The organism is Mongoliitalea daihaiensis (genome assembly GCF_021596945.1).
Classification (GTDB): domain Bacteria; phylum Bacteroidota; class Bacteroidia; order Cytophagales; family Cyclobacteriaceae; genus Mongoliitalea; species Mongoliitalea daihaiensis.
Genome location: NZ_CP063779.1, coordinates 1,640,001 through 1,664,538 on the forward strand (window position 1 = coordinate 1,640,001; position 24,538 = coordinate 1,664,538).

24 protein-coding genes, 1 tRNA gene, 1 pseudogene and 2 riboswitches are annotated in these 24,538 nt (G+C 39.0%); of the genes and pseudogenes, 15 read left to right on the top strand and 11 right to left on the bottom strand.

Features of this window, described 5'->3' with window-relative positions:
• The first annotated feature begins 191 nt into the window (after nt 1-191).
• From IPZ59_RS06905 to IPZ59_RS06925, 3 genes and pseudogenes are all read left to right on the top strand, one after another.
• Nucleotides 192-914 (top strand): ATP-binding protein, encoded by a 723-nt coding sequence (locus IPZ59_RS06905; RefSeq protein ID WP_236139144.1) that lies wholly within the window; start codon nt 192-194, stop codon nt 912-914.
• 61 nt (nt 915-975) lie between these two features.
• Nucleotides 976-2,494 (top strand): annotated as a pseudogene (locus IPZ59_RS20375) (IS1634 family transposase).
• 5 nt (nt 2,495-2,499) lie between these two features.
• Nucleotides 2,500-3,096 (top strand): ATP-binding protein, encoded by a 597-nt coding sequence (locus IPZ59_RS06925; protein ID WP_236139145.1) that lies wholly within the window; start codon nt 2,500-2,502, stop codon nt 3,094-3,096.
• Nucleotides 3,097-3,380: 284 nt separating this feature from the next.
• Here the strand turns inward: IPZ59_RS06925 and IPZ59_RS06930 are convergent, their stop codons facing one another.
• The 3 genes from IPZ59_RS06930 to IPZ59_RS06940 all read right to left on the bottom strand — a co-directional run bounded on the left by IPZ59_RS06930 (nt 3,381) and on the right by IPZ59_RS06940 (nt 8,151).
• On the bottom strand, nt 3,381-5,906 hold the full coding sequence (locus tag IPZ59_RS06930; RefSeq protein WP_236139146.1) for a M14 family metallopeptidase: 2,526 nt from the start codon (nt 5,904-5,906) through the stop codon (nt 3,381-3,383).
• 170 nt (nt 5,907-6,076) lie between these two features.
• The gene (locus IPZ59_RS06935) at nt 6,077-6,685 is read right to left on the bottom strand and encodes a Uma2 family endonuclease (protein WP_236139147.1); all 609 of its coding nucleotides are present in this window, start codon (nt 6,683-6,685) and stop codon (nt 6,077-6,079) included.
• A 293-nt stretch (nt 6,686-6,978) separates the two neighbouring features.
• Nucleotides 6,979-8,151, bottom strand: a complete 1,173-nt coding sequence (locus IPZ59_RS06940; protein WP_236139148.1) for a 6-bladed beta-propeller — start codon at nt 8,149-8,151, stop codon at nt 6,979-6,981.
• A gap of 997 nt (nt 8,152-9,148) precedes the next feature.
• Between IPZ59_RS06940 and IPZ59_RS06945 the strand changes: the two genes are divergently transcribed.
• Nucleotides 9,149-9,796, top strand: coding sequence for an IPT/TIG domain-containing protein (locus IPZ59_RS06945; protein ID WP_236139149.1), 648 nt, complete (start codon nt 9,149-9,151; stop codon nt 9,794-9,796).
• 166 nt (nt 9,797-9,962) lie between these two features.
• The gene (locus IPZ59_RS06950; protein ID WP_236139150.1) at nt 9,963-10,292 is read left to right on the top strand and encodes a T9SS type B sorting domain-containing protein; all 330 of its coding nucleotides are present in this window, start codon (nt 9,963-9,965) and stop codon (nt 10,290-10,292) included.
• Nucleotides 10,293-10,623: 331 nt separating this feature from the next.
• Here IPZ59_RS06950 and IPZ59_RS06955 read toward each other — a convergent pair whose 3' ends face one another.
• Genes IPZ59_RS06955 through IPZ59_RS06965 form a run of 3 tightly spaced genes read right to left on the bottom strand, consistent with a single transcriptional unit; the run spans nt 10,624 to nt 11,577 of the window.
• Entirely contained in the window at nt 10,624-10,887 is a 264-nt protein-coding gene (locus IPZ59_RS06955; RefSeq protein WP_236139151.1) for a HigA family addiction module antitoxin, read from the bottom strand.
• A 19-nt stretch (nt 10,888-10,906) separates the two neighbouring features.
• The gene (locus tag IPZ59_RS06960) at nt 10,907-11,209 is read right to left on the bottom strand and encodes a HigA family addiction module antitoxin (RefSeq protein ID WP_236139152.1); all 303 of its coding nucleotides are present in this window, start codon (nt 11,207-11,209) and stop codon (nt 10,907-10,909) included.
• 11 nt (nt 11,210-11,220) lie between these two features.
• Nucleotides 11,221-11,577, bottom strand: coding sequence for a type II toxin-antitoxin system RelE/ParE family toxin (locus IPZ59_RS06965; RefSeq protein WP_317208043.1), 357 nt, complete (start codon nt 11,575-11,577; stop codon nt 11,221-11,223).
• 410 nt (nt 11,578-11,987) lie between these two features.
• On the opposite strand from IPZ59_RS06965, the gene IPZ59_RS06970 reads away from it, so the two are divergent.
• From IPZ59_RS06970 to IPZ59_RS06995, 6 genes are all read left to right on the top strand, one after another.
• Nucleotides 11,988-12,623, top strand: coding sequence for a hypothetical protein (locus IPZ59_RS06970; RefSeq protein ID WP_236139153.1), 636 nt, complete (start codon nt 11,988-11,990; stop codon nt 12,621-12,623).
• Complete coding sequence (locus IPZ59_RS06975) at nt 12,572-12,859, top strand: hypothetical protein (protein WP_236139154.1); 288 nt, start codon at nt 12,572-12,574, stop codon at nt 12,857-12,859. The genes IPZ59_RS06970 and IPZ59_RS06975 overlap by 52 nt, the downstream gene beginning before the upstream one ends.
• Entirely contained in the window at nt 12,852-13,268 is a 417-nt protein-coding gene (locus IPZ59_RS06980; RefSeq protein ID WP_236139155.1) for a hypothetical protein, read from the top strand. Before IPZ59_RS06975 ends, IPZ59_RS06980 begins: the two co-directional genes overlap by 8 nt.
• Nucleotides 13,269-13,338: 70 nt before the next feature.
• Nucleotides 13,339-13,755, top strand: a complete 417-nt coding sequence (locus IPZ59_RS06985; RefSeq protein WP_236139156.1) for a hypothetical protein — start codon at nt 13,339-13,341, stop codon at nt 13,753-13,755.
• Between the two features lie 47 nt (nt 13,756-13,802).
• On the top strand, nt 13,803-14,306 hold the full coding sequence (locus tag IPZ59_RS06990) for a hypothetical protein (RefSeq protein ID WP_236139157.1): 504 nt from the start codon (nt 13,803-13,805) through the stop codon (nt 14,304-14,306).
• On the top strand, nt 14,290-14,706 hold the full coding sequence (locus tag IPZ59_RS06995; protein WP_236139158.1) for a hypothetical protein: 417 nt from the start codon (nt 14,290-14,292) through the stop codon (nt 14,704-14,706). The genes IPZ59_RS06990 and IPZ59_RS06995 overlap by 17 nt, the downstream gene beginning before the upstream one ends.
• A 282-nt stretch (nt 14,707-14,988) precedes the next feature.
• On the opposite strand, the gene IPZ59_RS07000 is transcribed toward IPZ59_RS06995, so the two are convergent.
• Nucleotides 14,989-15,063 (bottom strand) — tRNA-Val (locus IPZ59_RS07000).
• A gap of 152 nt (nt 15,064-15,215) precedes the next feature.
• Here IPZ59_RS07000 and IPZ59_RS07005 point away from each other — a divergent pair.
• Together IPZ59_RS07005 and IPZ59_RS07010 are read left to right on the top strand one after the other, a co-directional pair.
• The gene (locus tag IPZ59_RS07005) at nt 15,216-16,481 is read left to right on the top strand and encodes a M24 family metallopeptidase (RefSeq protein ID WP_236139159.1); all 1,266 of its coding nucleotides are present in this window, start codon (nt 15,216-15,218) and stop codon (nt 16,479-16,481) included.
• Nucleotides 16,482-16,621: 140 nt separating this feature from the next.
• The gene (locus tag IPZ59_RS07010; RefSeq protein WP_189579250.1) at nt 16,622-17,755 is read left to right on the top strand and encodes a DEAD/DEAH box helicase; all 1,134 of its coding nucleotides are present in this window, start codon (nt 16,622-16,624) and stop codon (nt 17,753-17,755) included.
• Nucleotides 17,756-17,839: 84 nt separating this feature from the next.
• Here the strand turns inward: IPZ59_RS07010 and IPZ59_RS07015 are convergent, their stop codons facing one another.
• From IPZ59_RS07015 to IPZ59_RS07030, 4 genes are all read right to left on the bottom strand, one after another.
• A complete protein-coding gene (locus IPZ59_RS07015) occupies nt 17,840-18,778 on the bottom strand; it encodes a HipA domain-containing protein (protein ID WP_236139160.1) in 939 nt (312 codons plus the stop codon).
• Between the two features lie 3 nt (nt 18,779-18,781).
• Entirely contained in the window at nt 18,782-19,108 is a 327-nt protein-coding gene (locus tag IPZ59_RS07020) for a HipA N-terminal domain-containing protein (protein ID WP_236139161.1), read from the bottom strand.
• The gene (locus IPZ59_RS07025) at nt 19,101-19,304 is read right to left on the bottom strand and encodes a type II toxin-antitoxin system Y4mF family antitoxin (protein WP_189579248.1); all 204 of its coding nucleotides are present in this window, start codon (nt 19,302-19,304) and stop codon (nt 19,101-19,103) included. The genes IPZ59_RS07020 and IPZ59_RS07025 overlap by 8 nt, the downstream gene beginning before the upstream one ends.
• Nucleotides 19,305-19,640: 336 nt before the next feature.
• Nucleotides 19,641-20,768: a DUF4221 family protein gene (locus IPZ59_RS07030; protein WP_236139162.1), complete on the bottom strand. Its 1,128-nt coding sequence runs from the start codon at nt 20,766-20,768 to the stop codon at nt 19,641-19,643.
• Between the two features lie 106 nt (nt 20,769-20,874).
• Nucleotides 20,875-20,969, top strand: a riboswitch (TPP riboswitch).
• 87 nt (nt 20,970-21,056) lie between these two features.
• Here IPZ59_RS07030 and IPZ59_RS07035 point away from each other — a divergent pair.
• On the top strand, nt 21,057-21,989 hold the full coding sequence (locus tag IPZ59_RS07035; protein WP_236139163.1) for an ABC transporter substrate-binding protein: 933 nt from the start codon (nt 21,057-21,059) through the stop codon (nt 21,987-21,989).
• A riboswitch (TPP riboswitch) is annotated at nt 21,990-22,089 on the top strand.
• Between the two features lie 34 nt (nt 22,090-22,123).
• A complete protein-coding gene (locus tag IPZ59_RS07040; RefSeq protein ID WP_236139164.1) occupies nt 22,124-24,394 on the top strand; it encodes a TonB-dependent receptor in 2,271 nt (756 codons plus the stop codon).
• Nucleotides 24,395-24,538 lie beyond the last annotated feature (144 nt).

Below are 24,538 nucleotides of genomic sequence, written 5' to 3' on the forward strand. Positions count from 1 at the left end.
AATTTAATGTGAGAATATAGGGGTAATTTTTTTGCGCTTAAGTACTATCAGGCTAGTGGAGATAATTACGCGCAGAGGAAAATCAGATAATTTTACTAGTACGATAGGTAAATTATCGGATAATTTTACTAGCGTAATAGGTAAATTATCGGATAATTTTACTAATATTGGTGTTTGGACATTAAATCTCAATGATTAGGAAGTTATTTAACAAGCTTGTACAGCATCTTTCAAAGAAAGAATTCACGATACTGACCGGTGCCAGGCAGACGGGTAAAACTACACTTTTGAATGATTTGCGAAAACATTGTAAGCAAAACGGCATACCCGAAATATTTATAAATTTAGAGAATAAAATGCTCTTGGCAGAATTGGATGCCAATCCTCTCAACCTTTTGGCTTATCTCCCAAATCAGGAAGTTAAAACCATTGTTTTTCTCGATGAAATTCAATACCTATCTGACCCGTCCAATTTTCTAAAACTTTTGTTTGATGAATACAATCATTTAGTAAAGATAGTAGCTAGTGGCAGTAGTGCTTTTTATATTGACTCAACATTCAATGATTCATTAGCTGGTAGAAAGCGGATTTTTAATCTATTCACCTGTGATTTTGAAGAGTATTTGCACTTAAATGGGAAAGGTGAACTCTGGGAGGAAGTTGCTCGGATTAAAAGTCAGCATCATGCGAAGAGTCTAAGATTACATGAGTTGCAACTGGAATGGGAAGGGTTTATGCTTTATGGAGGATACCCTGCCGTCATTTCTGAAAAATCAATTCCTGAAAAAATTGAAATGCTCAAAGAAATAAGGGATTCTTTTGTTAAAAGAGATATCATTGAATCAGGAGTTCAGAATGAAATTGTATTCTCCTGTTTTGTGCGGGCACACTTTAGTTCAAAATTAAGTCATTGAAATTTAATGGATTATTTCGATTGATTTTGTGTTTTTGGGTGTCTCGGATTATTTTTAGTTTATGTTTGTGAGACGTAAAAGGAATTCTAGCGGTAGCTTTAGTGTACAGATTATCCAAAAAGTAGGCAGAATCAATAAAGTTGTCAAGTCATTAGGCAGTTCTTTTGATGAATCAGAGCTTGTTCTCCTTGAAAGGCAGGCCTTACTTGAAATTGAGAAAATGAAGGGTCAGGCTTCCCTGTTTTCCAATGATAGGGATACCAACCTAAAATCTGTGCTTTCCAATGTAAGTAATAGCGAAATAGAGCTTATTGGTCCTGATAATATTCTTGGAAAGGTTTATGAGTCAATAGGGTATCACACTATCGGATTAGATGAGCTTTTCAGAGACCTGATCATGTCTAGGCTTGTTTATCCTGGATCCAAGCTGAAAACCATCGATTATCTTGCCAGGTTCAAGAACAAGGAAATCAGCGTTTATTCCATCTATCGGTATATGGATAAGATCCATAGAAATTATAAAGATAGGATTGAAGCGTTGACATTTAAACACTTCAAGGATATTTTAGGGGGGAATATCGGCCTTATTTTTTACGATATGACTACGTTATACTTCGAGGTGCCAGATGAAGATGATTTACGGAAAATAGGCTATTCAAAAGACGGCAAGCATCAGCATCCCCAGATCAAATTAGGGTTGCTAGTAGGACCTGATGGCTACCCCTTGGGGTATGATATTTTGAAGGAAGCACTTATGAAGGGCATACACTTATTCCTGTATTGAAGAATATTGAAAAGAAGTTTTCTATTGACAAACCTATTGTGATTGCTGATGCAGGTTTACTGTCATCGACCAATATCGATGCACTCATCAGCAATGGGTACAAGTTTGTCCTAGGAGGTAAAATCAAGAATGAAAGTGCTGAAATCAAAAATAAAATCCAACAACTGGAGGTTACCGAAGACAAACCAAGGGAAGTGAAAAAGGATGGTTATAGGCTTATTGTGAGCTTTTCAGAAAAACGGAGGAAGAAGGATTCTCATAATCGGGAAAAGGGCCTTAAAAGCTTGAAAAAAAGGTTAAAAACGGGAAACTAGATAAAAATAGCATCAATAACAGAGGGTATAACAAATACCTCAAGTTGGAATCAGAAATAAAAGTAGCTATCGATTACACTAAATATGAAATGGATGCTAGATGGGACGGTTTGAAGGGCTATCTGACAAACACGTCTATGAAGCCAGTTGAAGTCATTGCAGCATATGGAAACCTGTGGCATATCGAGAAAGCTTTCCGAATAAGTAAAACTGATATCAGAATAAGACCTATTTATCACCGTATACCAAGAAGAATAGAAACACACATCTGTATCTGTTTTGTGTCTTATGCAGTTTTCAAGGAGCTAGAAAGAATGTTAAAAATATCTAAAGCGGGTTTTTCTGCAACAAGAGCAATAGAGCTGACAAAAAACATGTATCAGATAAAAGTTTTCCTTCCAGATTCAAAAACTTATACAACTATACCGCTTAAACCAACCGAGGAACAGCAAGAACTTATCTCAGTTATTATGAAAATTTAGCGTGGGTGTCCCATCGCACAAAACAGGAAAGAGATATCATTGAATCAGGAGTTCAGAATGAAATTGTATTCTATCGGCTCTTTCAATTGTTGGCTTCTCAGACAGGTCAGTTGGTTAACATTAATGAATTGAGCAATACCTTACAGTCCAGAAATGAGACTATTCAAAATTATATTGGGGTGATGGAAAAGTGTTTTCATATTTCCCTGATTCGGCCTTTTTATGCCAATCTGAGAAAGGAACTGGTTAAAATGCCAAAGGGATATTTACTAGATGCAGGATTACGAAATTCCCTACTCAATAACTTTACGCCAATCCAACAACGCTTGGATAAGGGGGAAATCTGGGAACAAGCCGTCTTCCGTTTGTTGGTGGATAAGTTTGGGCTGGATGGAATCCGATTTTGGCGAACAGCTGATGGGAAGGAGATTGACTTTGTTCTACCGGATGAACATCCACCAATAGCGATAGAAGCTAAGTTTGATGAACGAATGGCTAAACATAAAAAATATCAATTATTTATGGATACCTATGCTGATTTTCAATTTCAGTTTGCCTGTATGCATCCATGGTCCGAAAACTTTTTTAGAAAGTATTTTTGAACGGGTACTTCTAGCCTTCCGTTTGTGATGAATTTACCATTAAGGGATTAAGGAAATTAAGGAGGATCTTAATGAACCTTAATCCCTTCATGGTTTTACTCATTCTTCATCTCTGTCTCCTTTGGAAACTATTTGACATGTTTTAAGAATAATTTTATTCTTCACATGCCCCTAATATTTCGCCGATCCTGTCTACCAAAGGTAGGAGGCATATATCAACATTATTTCGCGCAAGCATATTTCACATTCATCCTTCATCCCTCCTCCTTCATCCTTTTGCTCTCTTACTGTCCTACCAAAAACACCGCATTCGCCATCAACAGCTTGCCATTTTCCCAGAAGGAACGGAACATAGGGTTATCCACCATGTATACGACTTGCCCTCTGCCCATATTTTCCACACCATATACCATGGATTGAGCCATTTTTGGTTTGATTTTGTGACCAATATACCCAAATCTGTAGGCATCTAAGTTCGGGATAATTCCCACGTTGACTCCATTATTCAAGTAGGCATAACGGGAACCATTGTTTTTAAGCGTGTAGAAATTTTCACCCAAACCGAAACCTAAAGGGTGTGTTTGGTCTATGCGTAATTGATAGATAGCGCCGGCAGCAGTGGTGGAGATGCCCATGCGCTCTCGTTCCTGATAAGGTTCCAAGCGTTCAACAGTCTGAATGGCTTTTGCTTCCTTCTCAGCGGTTTTTTTCTCTTCGTCGGTATCGTATTGGCTGAGTGAGAAACCAGCTTTGTCGGCAAAAGCGCTGACAGCGTTTTCTATGGCGATAATTTTTCCACCTGCACGAACCCAGTCCATGACTTTCTTAAGGTTATTTTCAGACAAATAGGAACCCCAGCTCGAAGGCATGATGAGTACATTGTACGAAGACAGGTCGAATCTGCCCAAATTATCGGCTTCCAAAATGCTCAGTGGATAGTCTAACTCCTGCTCAAAGAAGTACCAGATTTCACCGAAATTCAAGGAAGAAATCCCTGTGCCGCCTAGCAAAGCAACTTTAGGCTGTACAATTGGTCGTACATCTGAAGATCCAAAGTCCTTGCCCTTGTCTACATAGGCAGAGTTGGTAGCGGTCAAGTTGATTTGGAATTGATTGGCCAAGTCCACTACTTTTTGATCGTAATCGGCTAGGTATTGATTGCCGTTGCGGTGGATAATCAAGGTGCCTGCCGCATAGGATTGACCTCCAATCTCAAATGGATATTCTGCAAAACGTACACGGATACCTTCATTGATCAAGGCTGCCAAAAACTTCGCATGCACAGTCGCATGCCATGGAGCAAGATATGCCAATGGTTTGCCGTTTACTGAATTGGGATTGAATGTTGGTTTTTCGAATTTTTTAGCCGCATCTAAGCGGGTTTCCATGGCATAGGCTTGTACACCATAGGCATATGGCAAAGCCCAGCTAGTGATGTCATAGGTGATGCTATCTTTTAAAACAGCTTCTGGTTCGAAGAGAATCTGCGTTAGTACTGATTTTGGCTGATAAGCATTCACCACAATGTCTTTTTCTGATGTAGAGAATGTTGCGGATTTCCCACTGTTATAATCCAAACCTCTCAGACCAGTTCGGTTACCTGCAAAGCCGTACTGAATGCCATTTTTATCCAATAACTTGAGTAAAGCATTGACGCGCTCAGGATTTTGGTCGCCCTTGATAACAAAACTTTTGTATTTGGCTCTTGGGTTGCTGCTGTTGGATTTGAAATACTTGGCAAACTCATCTGCCAGTTTTTGTGCGTTTTTGGAAGCTACTTCCACAGCCGAAATACCTGCTACATGTGTATGGGCAATGCGCTCGGTAAGAGTAACGGTGTCTCCCAAGGCATTCAACATGCCTAGTCCTGCACGACCCGATCCGCCTTTTTCAATGGTCATACCGATAGCACCATTGTAAGTCGGCCAAGTATCTCCATAGGCAGGATAAAGCAAGTCAAAACGTTCTTTAGTAAAGTAAAACCAGCCATTTTCGTCAAATTTAGAAGCAGTATGCTGACCGTAAATTGTCTGGAATTCGAATTGGAATGGGCTGATTTGCTCATGTAGGGGCTGAGCAGCAGGAGCAAAGTAGAAAGGCTCGTTGATCCCTTGCTCGTGAAAATCTACAAATAGATGAGGCATCCACTGATGATATAATTGGATGCGTTGCTCTGTTTCTTTTTGTGTTTGCCAAGCCCAGTCTCTATTCAAGTCCATCAAGTAGTGATTAGGTCTACCACCTGGCCAAGGCTCGAAGTGCTCCATGGATTGTGGGTCTGGTTGTAGGCGTTTGTTTTGTTTTTGGTTATACCAAACCGTGTAGCGATCCTTTCCATCAGGATTGGCGCAAGGATCTAGGATCAATACCTGATTTTTCAACCATTCCTTAGCCTCTGCATTGGCAGGATTGGCCACTTGCCAGAATGTTTTCATGGCAGCTTCTGTAGCCACCGCCTCATTTCCGTGTACATTGTACTGCATCCAGTTCATGGCCACCGCTGTGGAAGGTGTTCCCTCAAGCATGCCTGTACGGCGCAGGTTGTCTAAGCGGATATTTTCCAAGTTGGACATATTCTCTGGGCTGGAGATAATTGCTACAAACAAGGGTCTGTGTTCGTACGTTTCTCCATAATGCACCAATTGCACATTTGGAAGAGTGGAAGCTAGGTGCTCAAAATAAGCCACCACTCGATGATGAGGAGTGAATCGTTCTCCTAAAGCATAACCAAGGAATTCTTCCGGGCTTTTTTGCGCCATCACCTGTATGCTGATGAGTAGTACTAACAGAAGGGTATATAGTTTCTTCATAGATGAAATATTTGAATCGGTAAGATAAGGCTATTTGGAGAAGGGGGCAAAATGATTTTTGAGGATGGGGGAAATTGGGGGTGGATATCGGATATTGGTTGATATTTTTGGAGGTAAAGAAAATTTTCTCACGAAGAGACTGAAGCTGAGGGGAAAAATTGGTATTTTTTTTACTTAAACTCCCCAAAAAACTCCTCTAGATTTAGCTCAAAGCCTTGGATTACTGAAGACTGCGCGATGTCTCCGGTGGTCATTAAGCGGGAAGCTTGGAATTTTCTATTGACCAAGGAATAAATCAAGAGGGTTTGACTGTCAGGGATTACCAACCAGTACTCTTTTACACCCGATTCTTCATACACTTCATATTTGTGACGAAGTTCTACTTGATTGTTGCTAGGAGATAAAACTTCCACAACCAAATCCGGGGCTCCTAAACATCCTCTTTCATCTAATTTCCATAAATCACATACGACGCAGATATCTGGTTGGACGACTGTAAAAATTTTATCGTCATTTTTAGAGTTCACAGGAAGCCTGACGTCAAATGGAGCTATATATGTTTGGCATTTTTTGCCTTTCAAAAACATATTTAGCTCTGTGTGAAGATTTCCAGTTAACCATTGATGGATCCTTTTAGGAGCGGCCGCTTTCTTGAAAACTTTTCCTTTGATCAATTCAACCATTTCCTCCATTTCCCAAGTCAGGTAATCGGCATATGTGTAATGCCCATAGCTTAGATCGGGTTCTTTTAGCAATGATTTTTCGATATCCTTTTCCATAGTTAAATTTAATCAAAATTGTTCACATCGAAAATCTTAACATGAAGGTTTTCCAACTGGCTAATAGACAGTTATTCATCATATGATAATTATCCCAAACCCGCCAATTCATAAAAAATCTCTGGACTTATGACTTTAAACGCTGACTCCGGATAGGTTTCCTGAAATATCTTAGAGAATTTAACTAAATACCTGAAGTCAACTTCATAAATTTAGCTAAAAATTTGAAACAAGATTTATGAATTTAGCTAAAAATATGAATTTTAATTAGGTGTTAAATCTTCAAATTAACGCTACTTTTTGAATGAATATACAAACAAAATGGGATTATCGTCAGCTCCTATAGCGTATTGCTCAGCGAATTCGGAGTACAGGTTTTGACCTGGCCTGAAGGTTTTTTCAAACTCTTCCAACTCCTTTGGAAAAGCTGCCCAAACGTATGCGTCAGGGCCGCGAAAATAGCGATGCAAACCTATGATGTCTGGTGTTAATCGGTCCATGTCGTTTTGAATGGCCTCTATAATTTTAACCGTATTGTCTTCTTTTGTCCAAAGGGCCAATTTTGATTCTCTGCCTTTGTTAATAGAAAGTAGCGAAATCCTTTTTCCGTCAATTAATCCATCACCTAATGCATATTGATCTTGTCTCCAAAATTCTCTAGTGAAATCTATGGCTTGATAAACTCGTTGGGGATCCGGTTTAAACTCGTCTTTGGAAAAGGAGAACACATACTGACGTTTGATAACATCCTCTTGAATTTCAAGAATTCGGTTGGAATTGCGTTCATTAAAAAAAAGACTGGAGCCACCATAGGTTGGATATAAATAAGCATTTTTCATACCATTGATAATTTTTGCATCCCCTTTAAAAAAAGTGTTAATTCTCAATACTGTTTGCATTCCTACTGTTGTTTTAAAAAGTCTATCCTCGAAATCCTCTCCGTTTTCGCTGTAAAAATAGAAATGCCCTCTATGATAAATCCAATCATAGGTAGCTAACCAATCTGTGTATCTGATTTCATGTAAAAAATTCCCATCATAGTCATAAAACATGCATTTGCCTTGTCTACCGTCAAAAATGACTAGTTGATTGTCATTCTCAAGAACTTGTGCTGAAGTAGGTTTAAACAACTCCCCAGGTCCAAGACCTTTACTTTCTATTCGTTTCACTAATTTTCCTGATCCGTCAAAAATAAAAAGTGACTTTGTTTTGTTTTCATCTACAATGAAGATCCTGTTTTCTGCAAATAGGACTTGATCGATGTCCCCAACCAATAGTTCATGAGTGGATTCCAAAGGAATAATTTCAAGGGATTCGAATATATCTGAATAGGTTAACTTGATGGACTCATCTACATCTATGACTATTTCATGATCTGAGGATATAGTATCAGCTTGATGCTTACAGGAAAGAGGAATTGATAATAATACAATTGATAAGTATATATTTGAAAGTCTTTTTTTCATTTTTAAAAATATTTATGATTTCCTAAATGATACAATTCCTTTTTTAAAAAGGAATTGTATTTGTTCAGAAAATTTTTTTTGAAAATTATCCTAAACAAGAAGGTTCAGGTGCTAGGCTCAATCCTGGACAGCACTGATGCGAAAGGGTATCCATGCATGTTTCATAGGTTTTTGAAGAATTTGAATTAAAACAAAACTTCGTAACTACATCATATGATGAGTATAAATTTCTTGATTAGGGCATGCTTCATAAACTTGTTCTTGAGCTAATAGGGTTCCGAAACTTAATTTTGATGGGTAATTAAAATTAACTAGGTTAATTGACATCAATGCAACGAAAACAAACATTGTGGCATAAAGCGATTTTAGATTCATAATTGTATTGGTTTTAATGAATTATAATTACGTTGGCATATATATATAAATTAAAAAGCAAGTTATAGATAGTGTTTTTTTTCAATGTGAATTGATAGGGTTAAATTCATTGCGTTTTAAATAGGTATAAATCGAATTTAGAAAAGAAATTAAATTTCAATTAACAAATAAATAAATTAACTTAACAACTGATACTTTTGGTCCAACAAATGGGGAGTATTATATTTTTACACTTAAAAAATAATCATCATAACTCATTGGTACAGATATTAAAAGGGGGGATTTTTTTCTAAAAGCAAGATGTATTTTTGATATACAAAAACTCCTTTCGGGCGTTTTATGCATACCAAAAATATCTTTCCTCCTTTAGGATGTCAAATTTCTCCAAAGTCGAAATTTTACTGCCAGATCATCACCAAAGCTTTACTGAACCGCCAAATACCGTTTCAATTTTAAGTACAACATTGGGTCCTGACCCCGTAAACATTCGGCTATCATAGTAATAAAAGAAAGTTACTAGACTTTTTTTAAAACAAAATCCATATGATTACGTGTGAATAATACTATGGAATTAGGCATAATATAAATATTTAGTAATTAATACTTATCGTATCGAAAACTTATGAATCGCATATTTTCTGGTTTTATATCTGCTGTCTTCTTTGCTATCACTAATTGCAATATCAAAGAGGAGCCTGTTTTAGGATTGTTCAATATTGAGGGGATTTCTCCGGTACATGCTATTCCAGGAGAGGAAATAAGGATTTTGGGAGAAGGATTTGGGACAGATGTTCAAAGCTACATATGCAAATTAGGAAACAGAAATATTGAAGTGAAAATTGCAGAAGATTCACTACTTGTCCTTCAAATTCCAAAAGATATCATTATTGGAAATTATATATTATCACTAAACAGAGAGGGATTTAGAGAATATTCTAGGCTTTATGAAATTAAAAGCAAACCTGCTCCCCAAGTTTCCAGGATTACGCCATTTGATCCGGAACCTGGAGAAACAATAACTATTTATGGGAAAAACTTTGGTTTAAAAGATAGCGATAACGGAATTTTTTTCACAGATGCTAACCAACATCCTATTTTATTTACAGAAAAAGAAAGTCCTATTGCCCCTTATACCCCCCTGCTATTTTCAAATACAGATTCTATTCAGGTTACTGTTCCAGAAAGAGCTTACGGTAATTTGCTTTTAATTTCTATAGACCCAACTGGGGAAGGAATTGAAAGGTTTAATATCACAATTAGGTACAGATGAATTAATTATTTATATACTAACCTAAATTATTATGTTAACAGTTACATGAAGTGCTATAAATGTAGCACCAAATAATTGTCAACCACGAGTAATAACCGCCAGTGTTTCTGGCGGTTCTGGGAATTACCAGTATTTTTGGAGTTCAAATCCGCCCTCTTCTACTAATTTGGGAAATGGGAATTCAATTAATGTATCTCCAGGTACCCTAACAACATATTCCTGTGCTGTAATTGATGTAACCGGTAACGTGTTTGGGACTGCATCCATTCCAATTGCTCCTATTCTTCAAGGTGCGTTTGATGTTTTTATTCCTAATGCCTTCACTCCAAATAATGATGGAATCAATGATACATGGATTGTTGTGACAAGTGCTCGTGGCACCGGGCCTATAAATGCATACCGTTACGAGTTAAATATTGTAAACCGATGGGGTGCTTCTGTTTTTTCTAGAAATGAAACTATAAGCACCGGAACAACTGGAATTATTGGGGGATAAATATCTTGGAATGGTAGGGTTAATGGAACAGGGGCATTGGTGCCTACAGGAACTTATAATTATTCCTTAAGATTAATAAACTGCAATTTTAATCAGCTTTTTAATGGGACAATTCAAGTTATTTACTAATTAAATTCTACGGGAAAGAAGATTTATTTTCCGTAGAATTTGATTTTTTTCCGTCTTTTACTCAAATAAATAAGAAAAAAGTTTTCCTTTTTCTATAAAAATTATTTTGTCGGGCGCTCCTGCTCCTGCGTGGCTGTTCCGCACGCGCTACCGCCATTTGTGTGCATTCAGTAAAGAAATATTTTTTCCCCTTACAGCTTTTTTAATTGCCAAGGCTTTGATCAGCTACTGCTAAATCATAAGATGTCTGTAGTCTTACCCAAAGCTTTGCTGAACCGCCAAATACAGTCTCAATTATAGGTGCTACATTGGGTGTAACACCTGCTTTACCGTTCAATATATTGGACAATGTTGGACGGGTCAAATCCAAGAGTTCAGCAGCTTTTCCGATAGTCAAATTCCTACCTTCAACAATTTCCATTTTAAGTATTTCCCCAGGATGGGAAAGTTTCATTTTTCTTTTCATATTAATGAGTATCCATTTTTCAAATTGCCCTCTCGAATTTTTTCAGTTTTGGCTTATTTCGGTTATATTCTTTCAAAGCCATAGCCATATCATACTTGTTCTGCATTCGAGTCCACATGTCCGCATTGCCCCCAAATACTTCTTGTATTCTGAGTGCAATATTCGGAGAAATACCGCTTTTCTCATTTACGATTTTAGATACCGTAAGCCTGGACACCTGTAGAAGATCTGCGACCTCTCCAATCTTAAGCTTATTGGGTTTAATAATTTGTTCCAGGAAGGTTCTCCCTGGGTGAATGTAGGTTGATAAATGCCTTTCCATTTGTTTCTTGTTTAGTGATAGTCTTCTAAATCCAAATCGTATGCTGATCCAGTTTCATTGTCAAAATTGAAAGTAATGCGCCAGTTTCCTGAAACTTCCAAAGACCAGTCTCCCTTTCTATTTCCTTTTAAGGGATGTGGCCTTAATTCAGGGAAAGGGTAAAGGTCATCTGGAACCTTATCGATACTATCGATGATATCCATTATCGTTTCAATCTTCCTTACCATTGTTGATGGGAGTTTACTTTTATCGCCCTTGACCCAATAGTTTTTTAAGGCTTTGTGTTTAATACTTTTAATCATAGGGCTATTGTATAGTGTAAATATACAGTATTCAAAAATTAAATACAAGTCTTTTATTGCTATCATGTTAACGGCTGATCAGGGCTGGCCACGGACCGACTTACTAACAAAATGCTATCACAAAGTTCAGCTGCAGAAGATCCTGGACAAAATAAATGCTATCAAAAATTGGTACTCGAGTTGATTGGCCACAAAAAAACCGCTATCATTTTATCGGTTCAACTCATCTTTTATTTTTAAATCACTAGTGTCCGACTAAAGTCGGCCATTAGTGATTCTATATATGTTATACCCTCAGGTGTATTGTTGATTTGCTTACTTTCTCCCTTTGTTTATAGAGATTGGTTCAGAAAGTATTGGTTAATAGTTGTAATAATAGCTGCAATATTTGCTCTCCCTTTCTATATTGCATTTGGGTAAATTGCCAAGGAGTATAGCGTTATCTGTATAATGGTGGAAGTCTTTTGATTGATGATATGAATTTGGGCATGTATTCGACTCCCAACAGGTTGTATGATCCAACGATCGGCAGATTCCAGGGAATGGATAAACTTTCCGATATGTTCACATCCGTGAGTCCGATGATATTTGGATTTAATAATCCTTTGAAATTCAAAGACCCTACAGGACTTTCTGGCGATTGTGATGGATGTGTGGAACTTCAAGAAGTAGTAGTACGTGGAACAAGACTTCCTGAAACTGTCCCTAATTATTCTGCTCTGCTGAACCAATTAACCAAAAGAAGCAATCCAGTATTTAGGAACTTAGGTCATATGGTACAGAAGTATGGACTAGGTCAGGCCAATCAAATGATTCATAGAGGGAGCATACTTCATTACAGTCCAGGCGAAGCCCTACAATCCAGAAATTCGGGCTATCTGGATGGAATCCGTGCCATGGTGTCTTTTGGAATCACTGGAAGCATAGTGGCAGCGGCTGCTAATCCGATGTTGATAGAGACTTTGGCTCCGATAATGGCAAGCAAGACAGGAATAGATATGACAGTAGAAGCCACATGGCAGGCGGGTAACAGTCTTCTTTTTAATGGGAATTTATCCCAATGGATTTTGCGGATATTGGCTTTGCGGCATTTAGTAAATTTGGTTTTGTAGGTATGGCGTTGTTTGATTATACAGCTTCTGGGGAATATAGATATGTAGGTGGACCAAATAAAACACTAGGACAGGGTGCTGTTGATTTATCAATAGGAGGCTTTAATAGCACCCTTACTGGAGCTATGAAATCAGCAAACGTGGAAAAGAGTGTAATTCACCTTTTCAACAATGTTAACAATCCATTAAGAATGACTGTCGGTACAGGAATTAAAGAAGGAATAAAAGATGAGTGATAAGAAGGAGTTGTTTTTAGTTATATTAGTAGGCTTTATTGGTGTAATACTTTGGAATATCTATTATAATTCCTATGAGAAGATATATACAATAGGGACTGTGACTGGTACCCAAACTGGGAAATCATCGGGAACCTCAGTAGTATATGAATTTAATTATAATGGAAGAAAATATTCAGGATTAACTGGTAAGGGTTATTATTCAGCAAAAAAAGGAGATAAATTTATTGTTGAATTTGGAAAGAAAAAACAATCTATTTCTTCAATCCTTTTATATTATCCCGTTCCCGATTCATTGGAAATAGGAGTTCCTGAATCAGGTTGGACAGAAATTCCTAAAGAAATAAAAAAGCATAGATTGAAAATAAAGGGAGATTTTGGATTAAGGGAATACTTTCACAAGGATTAAATCACAATGAGATAGCAAAATAGCCCATTTAGAAATACAGTAGGTACTGGCATAAAGGAGGGAGTGAAAGATGAGTGATAAACAAAAGCTTTTTTTAGGGTTTTTCTTGGGGTTAATGGCTTTTATGATTTGGAACTTGTATTATGATTCTTACGACAAGTTGTATACAGTAGGTATAGTTGAAAAAAAACAAACAGGATTGAAATCGGGTACTTTGGCTAAATTCAGCTATCCATATCAAGGCCGTAAATATGAAGGCGGAACAGGTATTGGGGACTATAAAATAAGGATAGGTGATAGATATATTGTCGAATTTGCAAAAGATAAAGTGGATTTGTCCAAAGCTTTATTTTATTATCCCATACCAGATTCTGTTAGGGTTGAAATCCCTTTGGATGGGTGGAAGGAAGTTCCTCCCGAACTTAAACTTTATCGGAGGAAGAGGACGGAACTATTCGGATTGTATGATATTGTCTTCAAAAACTAAAGTGGATTTATTCCCATCAAGGTAGGAATCTACATTATAATCAGGCAATGGCCGCACAAAACACAGAATTTCTTGACGGCATCCGGGCAATGATGAAATATGGAGTTACGGGAAGCATGCTGGTTGCTGCTGCAAGTCCGATGTTGATAGAGACTTTGGCTCCGATAATGGCAAGCAAGACAGGAGTAGATATGACAATAGAAGCCACATGGCAGGCAGGAAACAGCCTTCTTTTCAATGGGAACTTTTCACAAATGGATTTGGCGGATATTGGGTTTGCGGGATTGTTTGGGAAATCAGGATATGTTGCCATGGCCATGTTTGACTATACTCCGCAGAATGGTCTTACAACTATAGGATTTGGGAAAAGCGAGGCGAAATTTGCTACTGATATGTTGATAGGTCGGTTTAATCGGTGGCATTTAAACAAAATGGATAATGCAGGCATTGATCAGTCAGTTATTAAATTTTTTAACAATATCAATAGTCCGTTACGAAATACTATAGGAACAGGAATCAAACAAGCACTAAAAAATGAAGGAGAAAAATAAAATACTACTATCCATTTTACTTGGTTTTGTTGGTTTTTTTCTATGGAACCTTTATTATGATTCGTATGAAAAGTTATACACTGTTGGAGAAGTCATAGGGAAAAGTTCTGGATTAAAGTCGGGGACATCTGTTCAATTTCAATTTATGCACAATGGAAAACGAATAGAAGGGTCAAGTTGGCAAGGTTCTTACGCCTCAAAAAAAGGAACTAGATTTATTGTTGAATTTGGTAAAGAAAAGGTTTCTGTTTCATCAATTCTTCTTTATTATCCTATCCCTAATTCTTTAGAAATAGAAATTCCAATAAGTGGGTGGCTTGAAATCCCTGATGAAATTAAAAAGCAAAGGTTAAAAAGAAAGGAGATTTTTGGCTTAATGGAACATTTCCATAAAGACTGATCAGTCCTTTATTAGTAGAAAAAGCATGTTTTATTTAAAGTGTGTCAGGTTGAATGATACCAGTAGCTGCCTCAGCTTATGCTTCTTTGCTAAGCTGTCTTTCCAAAAGAAGCAACCCGGTGAATAGGAGCGTAGGTCATACGCCAACGTGCTAAAATATTCGTAAAATGTCACTGAAATCGAGTCTATTCTCTCGTTTCTCGCCTCTAAAAATAGGATCTTCAGTTCTTCGGAAAATCGAGTCTATTCTCTCGTTTCTCGCTTCTTAAAGTCTAAAAAAAGTGGAACTTGAGGGATTCGAACCCACGACCTCTGCCCTGTCAAGGCAGCGCTCTAAACCAACTGAGCTAAAGTTCCTTTACTGCCCCTAAATACGGTAAAGCGGAGAACATTTGCAAAAACTTTTTGACTAGGGTTTTTGACCTTTGGTGTAATTCAGGAGTAAATGAATAGGAATGAGGAAGTAAAGTCAGCTGGAATTTTTTATTTTTCTGAAAAACCACACAATCATGAAACTTAACCGAAGATCATTTGTCAAATGGGTATCCCTCACTCCGGCATTAGCCTTGCCTGCTTTTGCCTGCTCCACTTCTGTAAATCAGGATTTACCTCCACCATCCAGTGTCATTCAACCCTTGAATTTGGCGATTCAGCCTATCAGCAGAGAGGAGCGCTTGTCCAGAATAGCCAAGGCTCAGCAGTTGATGCAAGAGCAAAAAATCGATGCACTTTTCCTAGAACCAGGAACTAGCATGAAGTACTTCTTGGATTTTGATTTCTTCCTTTCCGAGCGCATGGTTGCTGCGGTTATTCCTGCAAAAGGGGATATTTCCTATATCTGTCCAGGTTTTGAGCGGGATAAAGTGGAGGAGTTGGTGAAGTTTGGGAATCAGGTCTTGACATGGGAGGAACATGAAAGTCCCTATGCGCTGACCGCAAAATTGTTAAAGGATTTAGGTACCCCCAATCAAAAAATTGCCATGGAGGAACGCTGCCGCTTTTTCCTGTATGAAGGGATCAAAAACGAAACAGCCCGACTCAATTTTGTCAATGGGGATGGAGTGACGGCAGGCTGTCGCATGTACAAGTCCCCAGCGGAAATTGCCTTGATGCAAGCTGCAAATACCGCTACTATTGAAGCCTACAAAATCTTGTTTGATTCTTTGGAAGAGGGGATGAATCAATATGACTTCCGGGATATTGCAGCAGATGCCCATAAGAAATTAGGCTTTAACGGTTCCATCGGGGCTAATTTTGGAGAGTGGTCAGCCTTCCCTCATGGCAGTAGCAAAACGCAGGTGCTCAAACCGGGAGCTATTATCCTTGCTGATGGTGGTTGTACAGTGGAGGGCTATAAATCCGATATCAGCAGAACCATTGTTTTTGGAGAGCACAATGACAGACAGAAGGAAGTGTGGGGCGTAGTAAAAGAAGCACAGACAGCGGCTTTTGAATTGGCCAAACAACCTGGTACGACCTGCGAGCAACTAGATGCAGCAGCACGAGCGGTTATCGATAGCGCAGGCTTCGGTCCGGATTACCGATATTTTTCCCATCGCTTAGGCCATGGAATTGGTATGGATGGGCATGAGTGGACCAATTTGGTGAGGGGAAATGATACTCCTCTTCAGGCAGGGATGTGTTTTAGCAATGAACCAGGTATCTATATCGTCGGGGAGTTTGGCGTACGCTTGGAAGATTGCTTTTATATGACCGAAAATGGGCCACAATATTTTACTCAGCCAAGTCCAGCCATCGATCAAGCATTTGCATAGAAAGGTTATTAAAATTTCCCCACGAAGGCTCTGAGGTACAAAATAAGAAATCTCTTGGTGCCTTAGTGCATTCGTGGGAAGCTTCTTTATGCAAACCTTCATTGTAAATTGACTACCTTTGCATAAAAGTCAGTCAACGTATGAATTTTTCCGATCTCGGTTTATCCCCATCTCTAGTACAAGCCATCAATCAAGCCAATTATGAAGCCCCATATCCTATACAGGTAGAGGCAATTCCGGCTATTCTTCAAAAGCGGGATTTGTTGGGGTTGGCACAAACTGGTTCAGGGAAAACAGCTTCTTACATACTTCCGATTTTGGAGGACTTGCAAGGGATCGAAAATCATCGGACACGGTCTATCCCGATATTGGTGATTGTCCCCACTCGGGAGCTTGCTGCGCAGGTAGAAGAGGTTGTTCGATTTTTTGGAAAACATCTGCCCCGTAAAGTAAAAAGTATGGCAGTCTTCGGAGGGGTTTCCATCAATCCTCAGATGATGAATTTGAATGGAACGGATATCTTGGTGGCGACTCCGGGGCGTTTGTTGGATCTGCTTGCTAAAAATGCCATTACCCTTGATCGCTTACGAACCTTGGTTTTGGATGAAGCAGATAAGGTATTGAGTCTGGGGTTCAAATTAGAGTTGGATGAAATCCTTGCTCGCCTGCCTAAGAAGCGTCAAAACATCTTGTTTTCAGCCACGATGGATGAGACAGTCGAAGGTTTGATCGGGAAGTTGTTAAAAAATCCTTTGAAGATTGAGATACAAGCAGAAGAGGTCACGCCGGATTTGATTAATCAGACGGCTTATTTGATCACGCAAGAGAAAAAAGGCCCCCTATTAAGACATTTGATTTCAGAAGGTAATTGGCAACAAGTGTTGGTTTTTGCTTCATCGATTCGTACTGCCGATAACTTGACCACCAAACTCAACAAACATGGCATCCAAGCCATGGCATTTCATGGGGATAAGAGTCAGGGGGCACGTATGGAAGCCCTGAAACAGTTCAAGGGAGGGAAAGTTCGGGTACTTGTAGCCACTGACTTGGCGGCACGAGGAATTGACATTCAGGCCTTGCCTTATGTGGTCAATTTTGAATTACCCCGCTCACCCAAAGATTATATCCACAGGATTGGTAGAACCGGTAGGGCAGGCATGCAGGGAGAGGCGATTTCACTGATTACCGAAGAAGATCAGCATCACTGGAAAGTCATCCAAAAAAAGATGAAGCGTTGGGTGGAGATGGTGGATGCTTTAAATATTGATTTTTGAGAATCAGATTTAATAATGCACTCAGTTTTGGTAGTTGATTAAACTTAAGATGAAGATAGGCTGAAATAGCTGTGGAACCATCTACTATTTTAAAATCTCAAACCTTTCATGAATCAACTCCTTATAAGATGCTTTAAAATCATCTGAAAGGAAACTGATATCGATTCTTTCAAACCAGGAGGATTTTGATTTCATCATGTTGTCAAACAAATATTCTTGCTGTTTGGCTAATATTCCCGCTCCATCAAATGCTTTTATAAAATCAGCTTTTTTTATTCGATTCTTTTTCCCGTTAAGGGTTAATGCCAACTGTTCGGGATCGGCAGGGTTTACAATAGCTGTATTCACTAAATCATAGGCTGGACTCAATACCGGGCCCAAATCAGGTTGATAAATCAAGGAGAAGTTCTTAAGATGCATATCTGCATTACCCGTCAAGAAGCTAAACAATACCTGTTCATAGAAATTGATTAGATCTAATCCAGGGGTTTTGGAATATAACTTGATGATTTTGGCGATTTGTTCATAGGAAGCCCTGTATTTATCCTCCGTTAGCCGTTGAGAAAGCTGGCACATATCTTCCATATGAATCTTCGATTTTTTCAATCGATCTATTCTTTTGGTGATATAAGCTAGATTGCCTGATTTTAACCGGATAAGTGCATGAGGAACCACTTTTATTTTAGCAAGCTCAGCCAAATGCATGGTTAAATCTTCTACTACTGGAAGTTGTGGATAATGTAAAGAAGCAGGTTTCAAAATATACCCTCCCCATAAGCCAACGATAGTAAACTTCTTAGGTGTATTTCTCTCAGACGAAATGTGTAAAGATAGTTTAGCTTGCACTCCAGTCAGACCTGTTTGATTTGCAATGGTAATTTTTGCTAAATCATTTAGCTGTGATTCTGAATAAGGTAATTCTGGCGCTTGAGAAAATCCGAATATCTTTTTGCTACACTTGACATGGTAGTCTTTTTCGGTATCTAATAAAGACTGATAACAATATAGACACTTATTTTCCATATACTATTTACTAAGTGGTTCGATGCTGACTGCGCCAATCGTATCCTTACAGCAAAGTAATAATAGTCCCATTCGGTCACGTGGATCGAGTTTCCAATTGTTTACTGCTATATCCAATAACCAACCTTCCGGAATCAATCCGTCAAAAAATGGGATCATCGTCAATGAATGAAAACTTGTCTCTTGAAGTGGTAAAGTCAAACTTATGGGTTGTACCCCCTCTATACTAAGATAAGTAGGATCATAGGTGAAATGATAGCCTATTTCATCTTGTACATAGATTCCTGCAAAGTATCCATGCATCCATACCTTAGCACTTCTATTACTCATTTGGTGTTTTTTGAATAGGACCTAGTTTATGACCGAACATCGAAAGAACTTGATTCACTTTGTCCATTCGTAATGTTTCTTTTCCTTGTTCTAACTCCCTAAGAAACCTCAGGCCTACACCCGTTTTCTGAGCTAGTTCAATTTGTGTTAATTGTACAGCCTGTCGTTTTTCTTTCACAAACTTCGCTAAATCCATAGATTATACCTTATAGGGTGTAAATTTAGCGATTATTTTATTTTTATACCATATCGGGTATAAAAGTTATTGAAAAAACATCTCTATACCCTTTAGGGTATAATTCAAAATTAATTCCTATTTTAAGATACTATCGTGTGCTCTTTAATTCTCCCAGCTTTTGTAAAACATTTAAGGGCACTAATTCCTGTAAATCACTTGTGGCTGTGGCTCGACTTGTTGGATTGATAGAAAGATAATTTTTCAAACTTATAACTCAAAAACACACAAAATTCTGAGTCATAAAACTTGAAATATGACTCATTTTGGTTTTTGATCAGATTGCTAGCTACTATTTTAATCCTCCATGCGGATCCGTATAAATGCCACCTCATCTTGGATATTTTCAAACATCCAGATTTCACCATCTTTGACAAAGTGGAAGTTAGGTCTCTTGCGTAATACGGGTACTTCCATTTCCCACAAGAGTTCAAAATTCTTGTTCATAGCAACCAAATACACCTTATAGCTCTCCTCTGAAGAAGGAATAGCTTGATAGGCAAATCTATAGAAACGTTCAAGGGTAGCATCCCATACAGGGTGTGAAAAATTTATAGATTCTTGGGACTTTTTAAAATCATTTTCAAAAGCCTTTTGGCTATCGTATTGTGGGGAAAGTTTAAAGGAATTTTGGGAAGGGATCAACTGGTGGGATATGCTTTTCTTCTCAAAAGCTCCTTCATGATACACCATCAGGTCGGAGGTTACATTGGTGCTGGCAAGCATCCTTCCGTGAACTGCTTTTACGGTAACCCAATAAGACTTTACTGGCATGTCATAAGAGGCACTTGTCATAGTAGATTCAAATTGAGCTACATCAAACCATTGACCCATTTGATAGGTGTCCATCTTTTCTTCATCTATATTCCAAACGCCTAATTGAGTTTCATTTTGTCCGCCATCTGTAGACCACATGGTGAAATGTCCTCCAAGCATCAAGGGTGATTCGTTCAATACTTCTCCTTGATTCATCGAAACAGGCTTTCCCCAGATTTTTTCAAGTCCTTCAAAAGGGATATTCCGGATTTTTTCTGCTTTCAGATTGAATAGGCCATAGTTGAAGTCCCTGCTTCCTAGAAAAAAAAGTGATCTTCCTATTCGATTAAAATCATAAACAAGGGTTCCTACACCATTAGGGCCTTCTTTTTCAAATAAAATTCGTTCGGATAGGGTATATGTTTCCAGGTCAAAGACCTCAAGTGCGGGAGTTTTGAAATCAAAATTATATAAATAGCGACCATCCTCTGATAGGTCTGATACACCTAGCCCATTGAAGGTAAAAAAAATCACATCCTCCCCACTTTCCATGTAGACGGTGTCCAAGAAAATGTTAGGAGTATTAGCTGTTAGTATGTTTTCTGTGGATTTAGTTGCACATGCAGCTAGACAAAGGATTAGAAAAAGAGGAAAAGTCAGGTTTCGCATGAATTAAAGTTTATTTGTTCATAAGATCAAAAATACACTAAATAAATAATTGTTGGTGATTTCAATACGGATCTTTGCAGAGTTTCACAAAACTTACGTTCTTTGCATCAAGTGATAGGGGTGCCTTAATACAGCGGGCTGAGATCATACCCTTTGACCTGAACCCGGTAATGCGGGCGTAGGAATTATTCATTTAACCGAATCAATCGATGAGTTTCGAGACAAAAGTTGATGTCCGTTGACAGCTTTTGTTCCAGTTCATTTATTGAATTCACAACTTAGTACCTCATGAAAAAATTTATCCTAGCGTTGGATTGGACTGCCAATACCAACCACAGTGGCTTCTTTGTAGCAGCACAACAGGGATTTTATGCCCAAGAAGGTCTGGACGTGCACTTGCGGTCTACCTCGGAGGACAATTATGCACGTACACCAGCGAGTTTGCTGGCAGCTAAGGAAGTGCATTTGGCCATGGCACCTTCAGAAAGTGTGATCGCCTACCGTGCTAATCCCGAAAAACCCGCTTTGATGGCTATTGCTGCAGTTTTGCAACGTGATGCCAGTGCCATCGTGTGTCTGAAATCTTCGGGTTTGGATCGTATCAGTCAATTAGACGGCAAGGAATATGCGAGTTATAATGCCCGCTTTGAAGATCATATCGTTGCAGAAATGATCAAGACTGATGGCGGAAAAGGAGAGCATATCAAGATTGTCCCTGAAAAACTGGGTATTTGGAATACCCTTTTGGAAGGAAAGGCTGCCGCTACTTGGGTTTTTATGCCTTGGGAAGGTGTGATGGCTAACAAAAAGCAAGTGGAATTAAACGCATTTTATCTCAAGGATTACAAGATACCCTATGGATATTCCCCTGTTTTACTGGCCCACCCTGAGCTTTTAGCCGAAGATCCAGAGACTTACAAAAAATTCCTTCGAGCAAGTAAGAAAGGTTTTCAGCTACTTAAAGAAAACCCTCAATTGGCAGTAGATGCACTTTACAAGCAGGAGGATCTTGCGGAATTAGCCGACAAAGATTTCTTGATCAATAGCCAAGTAGCCATTAATCCCTACTATTTTGATGAAGCGGGAGATTGGGGGCTGATGCAGGAAGAACGCTGGACCGAATTTATTCACTGGTTGAAAAGTAAGGAACTGATAACAGCAGAAGAACTTACAAACCTTATGAAAGAACCGATATTTACCAATTTCTATTTATCTAACTAATTCAGACAAAAGGGGTGCTTTTCTCTAAAAGAAAGGCTGAGAACAGACCCGTATGACCTGATGCCGATAATGCGGCCGTAGGAACTGTACAGGAAAGAAGCCCCTGCTTCTAAAACCTAACAATTTTGTCATCCATGAAAAAACTACTCATGATTTGCCTTTGGGCCCTTGTATCGAGCGCCCAAGCCCAATTTTCCATTTCAGGAAAAGTTATCAATGAACAAAAAGAGCCTCTCCCTGGGGCAAACGTGTTCATTTCATCCCTCGAACTGGGTGCTGTGGTCTCTACCGATGGGACCTTCCAACTGCCAAGTGTGCCGAAAGGCTCTCTGATACTCGAGGTAAGTTTTATAGGCTACCAAACACAGCGAAAGACTATCGAATTAAGTGAAAACCTCCAACTCAATTTCACCTTGGTAGAAAGTACCATACTATCCGAAGCAGTCATGGTAAGAGCAATCCGGGCTGATAAGTTGGCCCCAATCACCCAAAAAACAATTGAAAATCAGGAGCTGAATGAGGTTTTTAATGGTCAGGACGGAGCCTTTGTACTGGAAACCCTCGCCCCAAGTATTCAAGCTAACTCAGAATCGGGCACACGCTTCACCAATTACGGTACCATGCGTATGCGTGGAATCGATCAGCGGAGGATTAACATCACCCTCAATGGTGTTCCACTGAACGACATGATTGATCAAGGGGTCTTTTTCAGCAATTTCACCGATTTTACCAATAGTGTGGAATCTATCCAAGTGCAAAGGGGGGTAGGCACGAGTACCAATGGTACAGCCTCTTATGCCGGTAGCATCAGTTATGAATCTGTGCGTTTAAATGTAGATGCTCCAGAGACCACAGTGTCTTTGCTCGGGGGAAGTTTCAATACATGGCAGGGAAGCGCTGAAGTGAAAACAGGACTTTTGCCAAACAAAATGGCTTTTTATTCCCGGGTAAGTATGACTACTTCGGATGGATTTAGGGATCATAGCGGGACAGATTCCTATTCCTTTTTCTTCAGTGGGGGTTATTTTGGCGATAAGGACATCATCCGATTTACAGGATTCAATGGACGTACTAAAAATCAACTCAGCTATGTTCCAGTACCGATCTCTCTAGCGAGAGAAAACCCCCGAACGAACTTGAATTTTAGAGATGATCGGGATGATTTTGGGCAGTCTTTTGCACAGGTGGAGCATATTCGTACAGTTTCGAAAAACACGACATTGACCAGCAGTATCTATTACGGTGGGGCAGGAGGAGATTTTCCCTTTGGCTTTGTGGATGGGGAGCAGTTTGTACAAATAAACTATCCGCTATTCAATAACCATTACGGGGTGATGAGCAATCTGCAACATTCCAATGAAGCTTGGGATTTGAGTGCTGGGGTGCATGCATATACATTTCGCAGAAAAAACATCGAACAACTTGTCCCCAATTTTGCCAGCCCCTACTATGAAGATCGCTCCGTAAAAGATGAGTTTTCTGCTTTTGCCAAAGCAGCCTACACCTTTCATGATTGGGTGTTTTTTGGGGATGTACAAGCGAGATTTGTCAACCTCCAATTCACACCTGATACGCAGTTTTTAGGAGAAAACAGGACTATTCCTTTGTATAACTGGCAGTTTTTGAATCCTAAAGTCGGCTTGACCTATCAGCTAAGTGCCTTACAAAATGTCTATGGTTCTTTTGGCCGCACAGGAAGAGAACCTAACCGCTCAGATTTTCTAGGGGGCGTACAAATCAATGCCGGGAACATTGATTTTCTCCAAAATCAAAACAACGTAAGAGCTGAATTTGTAAACAATTATGAATTTGGGTACCGCATTGCCAGCGAGCGGACCAATGCGCAGGTGAATTTCTTCTACATGGATTTTGAAAACGAAATCGCACCTATTGGAGCGTTTGTGGATCAGTTTTTCCTCCAATTGTTTGCCAATCAGGAGGACAGTTATCGCAGAGGAGTCGAGCTTGATTGGTCGACCAAGCTATCGGATAGATTCCGGTTTTTGGGTAATGCAACTTATATGCGAAGCATTATCAGCCGTTTTCAACCGGAAGGAAGTTCAGAAGTATTTACCAATATACGGACGCCATTCAGTCCAGAGGTATTTCTGAATGCACGCCTTCAATATAGTCCTTTGAAGCGCTTGCAAGTAGAGTTACATTCCAGATATGTGGGAGATTCATTTACGGAACTCACTAATAATGCTGACTTTGTTCTCCCGGCATATTGGGTGAACAATCTGAGAGTGTCGACCAAACTAGGTAAGCATTACACGTTTGAAGTGGAGGTCAACAACCTTTTCAATGAGTTGTACTTCACGGATGGTGCTCCTGTTGGAAATGAACTTGCCGTCTTTGCTCAAGCTCCAAGGCATTTCTTTGGGCGCTTTACCGCTAAGTTTTAAATAAAAAGGCTGATGTCAGGCAATCCTGTAGTAAACCGGATTGTTTGGCATTGGCTTATTTCATCCATTCCATTGCATGGCTTAAAGGGAAGAATTACCTCATGCAATTCTGTTCAAATTTTTAATTTTTCAATCAAAAACTAT

Excerpts from the sequence above, each read along its gene's own strand:
- IPZ59_RS06905 (WP_236139144.1), top strand. The coding sequence starts at position 192 with ATGATTAGGAAGTTATTTAACAAGCTTGTACAGCATCTTTCAAAGAAA.
- IPZ59_RS06930 (WP_236139146.1), bottom strand. The coding sequence starts at position 5,906 with ATGAAGAAACTATATACCCTTCTGTTAGTACTACTCATCAGCATACAG.
- IPZ59_RS06935 (WP_236139147.1), bottom strand. The coding sequence starts at position 6,685 with ATGGAAAAGGATATCGAAAAATCATTGCTAAAAGAACCCGATCTAAGC.
- IPZ59_RS06940 (WP_236139148.1), bottom strand. The coding sequence starts at position 8,151 with ATGAAAAAAAGACTTTCAAATATATACTTATCAATTGTATTATTATCA.
- IPZ59_RS06945 (WP_236139149.1), top strand. The coding sequence starts at position 9,149 with ATGAATCGCATATTTTCTGGTTTTATATCTGCTGTCTTCTTTGCTATC.
- IPZ59_RS06955 (WP_236139151.1), bottom strand. The coding sequence starts at position 10,887 with ATGAAAAGAAAAATGAAACTTTCCCATCCTGGGGAAATACTTAAAATG.
- IPZ59_RS06960 (WP_236139152.1), bottom strand. The coding sequence starts at position 11,209 with ATGGAAAGGCATTTATCAACCTACATTCACCCAGGGAGAACCTTCCTG.
- IPZ59_RS06965 (WP_317208043.1), bottom strand. The coding sequence starts at position 11,577 with ATGATAGCAATAAAAGACTTGTATTTAATTTTTGAATACTGTATATTT.
- IPZ59_RS06970 (WP_236139153.1), top strand. The coding sequence starts at position 11,988 with ATGAATTTGGGCATGTATTCGACTCCCAACAGGTTGTATGATCCAACG.
- IPZ59_RS06975 (WP_236139154.1), top strand. The coding sequence starts at position 12,572 with ATGGATTTTGCGGATATTGGCTTTGCGGCATTTAGTAAATTTGGTTTT.
- IPZ59_RS06980 (WP_236139155.1), top strand. The coding sequence starts at position 12,852 with ATGAGTGATAAGAAGGAGTTGTTTTTAGTTATATTAGTAGGCTTTATT.
- IPZ59_RS06985 (WP_236139156.1), top strand. The coding sequence starts at position 13,339 with ATGAGTGATAAACAAAAGCTTTTTTTAGGGTTTTTCTTGGGGTTAATG.
- IPZ59_RS06990 (WP_236139157.1), top strand. The coding sequence starts at position 13,803 with ATGGCCGCACAAAACACAGAATTTCTTGACGGCATCCGGGCAATGATG.
- IPZ59_RS06995 (WP_236139158.1), top strand. The coding sequence starts at position 14,290 with ATGAAGGAGAAAAATAAAATACTACTATCCATTTTACTTGGTTTTGTT.
- IPZ59_RS07005 (WP_236139159.1), top strand. The coding sequence starts at position 15,216 with ATGAAACTTAACCGAAGATCATTTGTCAAATGGGTATCCCTCACTCCG.
- IPZ59_RS07010 (WP_189579250.1), top strand. The coding sequence starts at position 16,622 with ATGAATTTTTCCGATCTCGGTTTATCCCCATCTCTAGTACAAGCCATC.
- IPZ59_RS07015 (WP_236139160.1), bottom strand. The coding sequence starts at position 18,778 with ATGGAAAATAAGTGTCTATATTGTTATCAGTCTTTATTAGATACCGAA.
- IPZ59_RS07020 (WP_236139161.1), bottom strand. The coding sequence starts at position 19,108 with ATGAGTAATAGAAGTGCTAAGGTATGGATGCATGGATACTTTGCAGGA.
- IPZ59_RS07025 (WP_189579248.1), bottom strand. The coding sequence starts at position 19,304 with ATGGATTTAGCGAAGTTTGTGAAAGAAAAACGACAGGCTGTACAATTA.
- IPZ59_RS07030 (WP_236139162.1), bottom strand. The coding sequence starts at position 20,768 with ATGCGAAACCTGACTTTTCCTCTTTTTCTAATCCTTTGTCTAGCTGCA.
- IPZ59_RS07035 (WP_236139163.1), top strand. The coding sequence starts at position 21,057 with ATGAAAAAATTTATCCTAGCGTTGGATTGGACTGCCAATACCAACCAC.
- IPZ59_RS07040 (WP_236139164.1), top strand. The coding sequence starts at position 22,124 with ATGAAAAAACTACTCATGATTTGCCTTTGGGCCCTTGTATCGAGCGCC.